Below are 6,393 nucleotides of genomic sequence, written 5' to 3'. Positions count from 1 at the left end.
ATAGGTTGGATGTGGAAGCATAGTGATATGTGAAGCTGACCAATACTAATTGCTCGTGAGGCTTGACTATACAACACCCAAACAGTTGTTGTATAAAGCTGAAATCGATTCAAAACCAAACAGTCAACACTGACTGATCTTGATTCAGAATACGCTAGAACTTATACTTTAACTCAAATAATCTGTTAATGAATTCTATTTGGTACCAAGTAAGGCATACATCATTTGATGTAAATAAGACCCGAATAAGTCCATAAACAGTTGTGCTGGCGACAATAGCAAGAGTGAACCACCTGATCCCTTCCCGAACTCAGAAGTGAAACCTCTTAGCGCTGATGGTAGTGTGGGGTTACCCATGTGAGAGTAAGTCATCGCCAGCTCATTAATTCAAAACACCCCCTGCAAATGCAGGGGGTGTTTTTTTATCGGGGGAAAAATAATTTAAGGTAATATCTAGATGAAAAAATAATGTCTTTTTCACCTAATTTGTATAAAAAATATTAAAAACATGATATAAAAAATCAAAGCGGCATAAAAATTGCTTAAAGTGTACGCAATAAAAAGAGAATGGGGTTTATGAAGTTATCGGTTGGACTTAAAGTTGCAAATTCATTGTCACTCACGCCTCAGTTACAGCAGGCAATACGATTACTTCAGTTGTCTAGTTTGGAGTTGGAACAAGAAATTCAATTGCAACTCGATAGCAATCCTCTATTAGAAAAAGTTGAAGATCAGGAAAATATTGAAAGTTTAGAGCGTATAGAAGAAAAAGAAAGAGAAGAAAAAGACTTAACCAATGAATTAAATGCAGATTTTTTACCTGACGATCTTCCAGTTGATACAGATTGGGATGATGTATATACACATCAATCAACTAGTTTAGGTTCTATGGAGTTTGAAGAACGAGAAGATAATCGGCAAGGTTATTTAACATTACAAGAGCATATGCAAGAACAAGTGAATCTGTTGAATTTTTCATTAATTGATAAATTAATTGCACATTGCATTATCGACTCTTTGGATGATAAAGGTTTCCTAGATTGTGAGCTTTCTGAAATTACAGTATCAGTTCAGCATTTATTAGAGTCTATGGATTATGATGATGAAGTGGAGGATGATGAGGTTTTAGTTGTTTTAAAATCGATTCAGCGTCTAGATCCTATAGGTATAGGCTCTCGTAATTTAGCTGAATGCTTGTTGTTACAGCTAGATGCTTTATCTGAACATATACCTTTTAAAAGTGAAGCAGTTGTCTTGATGAATCATTATGAATTATTGATTTCAAATGAATTATCAAAATTAATGAAGCAAACTGGTTTGAATACAGATCAATTAAAATCTGCAGTTTTATTGTTAAAGGGGTTAAAGCCATATCCTGGTGCGGATTTTGAAAATAAAGATTTAGACTATCAGGTTCCTGATGTTGTAGTCATGAAAAAAGAGGATCGTTGGTTTGTTCATTTAAACCCAGATATTCTTCCTAAGCTTCGGGTTAATCCATTTTATGCAGGTATGATTCGTAGAGCAGATCAGAGTGATGATAATCAATATTTAAGAAATCAAATGCTTGAAGCGAAAAATTTCATTAAAAGTGTCGATGAAAGGCATAAAACATTATTAAAAGTAGCAACGTGTATTGTTGAACATCAAAGAAGTTTTTTTGAAATTGGTGCTGAAGGAATGAAGCCTTTGGTTCTAAGAGAAATTGCTGAAGAGGTTGAGTTACATGAGTCGACAATTTCAAGGGTAACAACAAATAAATATATGTTAACGCCACGTGGTCTTTTTGAATTGAAATATTTCTTTTCAAGTCATGTTGGAACAACTTCGGGTGGTGAAGCATCTTCAATTGCAATTCGAGCAAAAATTAAAAAGCTTATTTCAGAAGAAAATGTACGTAAGCCTTTGTCAGATAATATTATTGCAAATATGCTAAAAGAAGATGGTATTGATGTTGCTCGTAGAACTGTTGCGAAATATCGAGAATCGTTACATATTCCTTCGTCATCTGAGAGAAAAGTCTTGATCTAACTTTTAAAATCTGACTATTCTAGAGATTCATTATGACACCATAATGAATCTCTTTTTATTTTAGGAATAGTTAAAATGGTTTAATTGTATTTGTGAGAATGCTTATTCTTTCGCACGATTGAATCGTCTTAATTATGACTTTTTGACTCCATAAAAAAGGTGAGGGATAGAACTATGCAAATAACAATTCGTGGTCATCATTTAACTATCACCCCTGCAATTGAAGATGATATTCGTTGTAAATTTAAGGATATGACAAAGCATCTAGATCAAGTGAATAGTATGCAAGTGAAGTTGTCAAAAGATCATCAAACAGATAAGCGCTCAAAAAAGGGAAGTTTAAATCATATTGCTGAAGCGATTATTCGGTTGCCTGGAATTGAGCTTTTTGCTCAAGCTTCTGCCGATGATATGTATACTTCAGTCAAAATGATGACAGAAAAATTAAAAAGACAATTGGATAAGCATCGTAAAATGCAGTTGATTTATCAACCCTTAGTGATTTAGTTCACTGTCTGTACAAAAAGAGGTTTTAAATAACCTCTTTTTTTATTGGTATAATGCAACTGACAGATGAATTATTTTTTATATTTATAGTAAAATGGCAGGTTTTTACACCGTCGGTCCTATAAGAGGTCTTTGTGATGAATAGTGAACAGCTCACTGAAATTTTAAAAGCGGCTTTTCCAGAGGCTGAAGTTGCTGTAAGTGGGCAGGGCGGAAAATTTGATCTTCGTATTGTTGATGAACAATTTGAAGGCAAACGTCCCGTTGCTCGTCAACAATCGGTTTATGCACCGTTAAATTCATATATTGCCAGTGGTGAAGTACACGCAGTTACTATTCGCGCAATGACTAAAGAAGAATGGCGTAAAGCAAGCTTATTCGGAGCTTAATAAATTGGATAAATTTTTAATTCAGGGCGGCGTTAAGCTCGAAGGTGAAGTGCGTATTTCTGGTGCAAAAAATGCAGCATTACCACTTTTAGCAGCAATGATTCTTGCAGAAACGCCAACCACATTAACGAATGTACCTAATCTTAAAGATGTGAATACATTGGTTAAGTTGATTGCAGGTCTTGGTATCACCATGAAGTATGAAGGTGATACAGTGATTGCAGATACATCAACACTAGATAATCAGTTTGCACCTTACGAACTTGTTAAAACAATGCGAGCATCTATTTTAGTGCTTGGTCCATTGTTAGCTCGTTACGGTAGTGCTCAGGTTTCATTACCTGGCGGTTGTGCAATTGGCTCTCGTCCAGTCGATCAACACTTAAAAGCATTAGAAGCTTTAGGTGCTGAAATTGAAGTTGAAAATGGCTATGTGCATGCGAAAGTTGATGGTCGTTTAAAAGGTGGTGAAGTTGTTTTCGATATGGTTACCGTTGGTGGTACTGAAAACATTTTAACTGCTGCTGTATTGGCTGATGGTGTTACGACTATTCGTAACGCAGCACGTGAACCTGAAATTACAGATCTTGCAAACATGCTGATTGCAATGGGTGCAAAAATTGAAGGTCTAGATACAGATACTTTAGTTGTTACAGGCGTTGAAAGCTTGCATGGCTGTGAATATGCTGTTGTTGCTGACCGTATTGAAACAGGTTCATATTTAGCTGCTGCTGCAATTACGGGTGGACGTGTTAAAACAACGCATACAGATCCTGCATTAATGGAATCTGTGCTTGAGAAGTTTGAAGAAATGGGTGCAGAAGTGACCCGTGGTGATGACTGGATCGAGCTAGATATGATGGGTAAACGCCCGAAAGCAGTCAGCTTCCGTACATTACCACATCCTGAGTTTCCTACAGATATGCAAGCACAGATCATGGCGGTTAATGCTATTGGTCGTGGTTTTGCAACGGTTTCTGAAACGATTTTTGAAAACCGTTTTATGCATGTACCTGAATTGGCACGTATGGGTGCAAACATTCAGGTTGAAGGTAATGATGCTGTTATAACTGGTGTAGAAAAACTTTCTGCAGCACCTGTTATGGCAACAGATTTACGTGCTTCATTCTCTTTGGTGTTAGCTGCTTTAGCCGCTGAAGGGGAAACGATGATTGATCGTATTTATCATATTGACCGTGGATATGAAAATATTGAAGCAAAATTACAAGGTATTGGTGCCCAAATTAAGCGAGTAGATTAATGAGCGATATGAGAAACGATGATCCTAATTTTGATGTAATGGGAAATTTTGATCATGGTTTAACTTTAGCATTAAGTAAAGGACGTATTTTAAAAGAGACTTTACCGTTGCTAGAAACAGCAGGGATTAACTTATTAGAAGATCCAGATAAATCGCGTAAGTTAATTTTCCCTACAACCCATAAACATGTACGTATTTTAATTTTACGTGCATCGGACGTACCAACTTACGTTGAAAATGGTGCTGCCGATATTGGTGTTGCAGGTAAAGATGTACTCATGGAACATGGTGCGCAAAATGTTTATGAGCCATTAGATCTTAAAATTGCTGTTTGTAAATTAATGACAGCAGGTAAGGTTGGAATGGAGCGTCCGAAAGGTCGTTTAAAAATTGCCACTAAATATGTAAATTTAACACGTCAATATTATGCAAGCCTTGGTGAACAAGTTGATGTGATTAAGCTTTATGGTTCTATGGAGCTTGCTCCGCTTGTTGGTTTAGGTGATTACATTGTCGATGTTGTGGACACTGGTAATACGCTTCGCGCCAATGGTTTAGAACCACTTGAAGAAATTTGCAAAGTGTCTTCACGTTTAATCGTGAATAAAGCGAGCTTTAAACGTAAGCAAGCTTTGTTGAACCCGATTCTTGCACAACTTGAAAAAGCTGTGGAAGAGCGTGAAGCGAAAAAATAAGCTTTAAACTTATTTGAAGAACCGCCTGAAAGGGCGGTTTTTTTATACATGATTTTGAGTTTGGAAATATTGAGAAGGTGAATACTTTCGTCAATAAAACCAAATGTTATTTTCAATAAAACTCAGCCTTCAAGTGTTGAATCATACCCACAAACCATACAAAACAAGGTAAACTAAATCTTTCCTAACTATCCGTGTGGGTAAATTGATGCGACGTTTATCGACTCAAGAGCAGAACTTCAAACAAGTATTTAAAGACTTGTTAGCTTTTGAAACTGTGAGTGATCCAGAACTTTTAAAAACTGTAGACCAAATTATTGCAGATGTACGCCAACATGGTGATGCACATGTACTTAAACTCACACAACAATTCGATCGACATCCAGCACATCAATTTTCAGAATTAGAACTCACTCAAGAAGAGTTAAAAGCTGCGTTCGATGGTTTAACAACAGAAACCCGTGAAGCTTTAGAGCTTGCTGCAAACCGTGTGCGTGAATTTCACCAAGCACAAAAACAAGATGGTTGGACTTATGTAGATGCTTTGGGCAATACATTGGGGCAGAAAGTAACACCACTTGACCGTGTTGGTATTTATGTACCAGGTGGTTTGGCTTCATACCCATCTTCAGTGTTAATGAATGCTATTCCTGCACATGTTGCAGGTGTGGCTGAAATTATTATGGTTGTACCTGCACCAAATGGTGATTTAAATCCACTAGTATTGGCAGCAGCGCATTTAGCAGGCGTACACCGTGTATTTACTATTGGTGGTGCACAAGCTGTTGCAGCTTTGGCATACGGTACAGAAACAATTCCTGCTGTAGATAAAATTACAGGGCCAGGTAACCGTTTTGTTGCTGCGGCAAAACGTGCTGTATTTGGTCAAGTTGGTATTGACATGATTGCAGGGCCTTCTGAAATTTTAGTCTATGCAGAAGGCGAAAATAATGCCGAATGGCTTGCAATGGACTTATTGTCTCAAGCAGAGCATGACACCGTTGCACAAGCCGTTTTCATTACACCAAATGAACAACTTTTAAATGAAGTTGAACAGTGGATTGAAAAGCACTTAGAAGCTTTACCTAAAGCTGACATTGCACGTACTTCAATTGTGAATCGTGGTGCATTGGTTTTAGTCAAAGACCGTGCTGAAGGTGCAGAATTAATTAACCAAGTTGCGCCTGAACACTTAATGCTGTGTTTAGATGAAGCGGAAAAAATGTCTCAAGATATTCGCCATGCGGGTGCAATTTTCATGGGGCGTTATACACCTGAAGCCATTGGTGATTACTGTGCAGGCCCTAACCACGTATTACCAACATCAGGTACAGCACGTTTTTCTTCACCACTTGGTGTATATGATTTCCAAAAGCGTTCAAGCTTAATTATGTGCTCTGAAAATGGTGTAAAAACATTAGCAAAAACAGCAGATATTCTTGCACAACAAGAAAATTTAGATGCGCATGCACGCTCTGCTCGTTACCGTTATCAGTAGTTAAAAAAGATA

6 protein-coding genes and 1 rRNA gene are annotated in these 6,393 nt (G+C 37.2%); all 7 read left to right on the top strand.

The annotated features are described in order from the left end of the window. Positions 1-265 precede the first annotated feature (265 nt). Positions 266-380: ribosomal RNA gene (gene rrf / locus AC5YDH_RS10965) — 5S ribosomal RNA — on the top strand. A gap of 196 nt (positions 381-576) precedes the next feature. Then, positions 577-2,031, top strand: coding sequence for an RNA polymerase factor sigma-54 (locus tag AC5YDH_RS10960; RefSeq protein ID WP_496119451.1), 1,455 nt, complete (start codon positions 577-579; stop codon positions 2,029-2,031). Positions 2,032-2,205: 174 nt separating this feature from the next. Continuing rightward, positions 2,206-2,538 (top strand): ribosome hibernation-promoting factor, HPF/YfiA family, encoded by a 333-nt coding sequence (gene hpf / locus AC5YDH_RS10955; protein ID WP_496119449.1) that lies wholly within the window; start codon positions 2,206-2,208, stop codon positions 2,536-2,538. Between the two features lie 137 nt (positions 2,539-2,675). Continuing rightward, positions 2,676-2,927: a BolA family iron metabolism protein IbaG gene (gene ibaG, locus AC5YDH_RS10950; protein WP_496119447.1), complete on the top strand. Its 252-nt coding sequence runs from the start codon at positions 2,676-2,678 to the stop codon at positions 2,925-2,927. Positions 2,928-2,931: 4 nt separating this feature from the next. After that, positions 2,932-4,188: a UDP-N-acetylglucosamine 1-carboxyvinyltransferase gene (murA, locus tag AC5YDH_RS10945; RefSeq protein ID WP_496119445.1), complete on the top strand. Its 1,257-nt coding sequence runs from the start codon at positions 2,932-2,934 to the stop codon at positions 4,186-4,188. Next, on the top strand, positions 4,188-4,883 hold the full coding sequence (gene hisG, locus AC5YDH_RS10940; protein ID WP_154772658.1) for an ATP phosphoribosyltransferase: 696 nt from the start codon (positions 4,188-4,190) through the stop codon (positions 4,881-4,883). Before murA ends, hisG begins: the two co-directional genes overlap by 1 nt. 196 nt (positions 4,884-5,079) lie before the next feature. Beyond that, the gene (gene hisD, locus AC5YDH_RS10935; protein WP_496119443.1) at positions 5,080-6,381 is read left to right on the top strand and encodes a histidinol dehydrogenase; all 1,302 of its coding nucleotides are present in this window, start codon (positions 5,080-5,082) and stop codon (positions 6,379-6,381) included. The last annotated feature ends 12 nt before the right edge of the window (positions 6,382-6,393 follow it).

Source organism: Acinetobacter sp. FY683 (assembly GCF_059515885.1).
The sequence above is the reverse complement of the archived record's forward strand: the minus strand, read 5'-3'. Positions and strand labels throughout refer to the sequence as shown.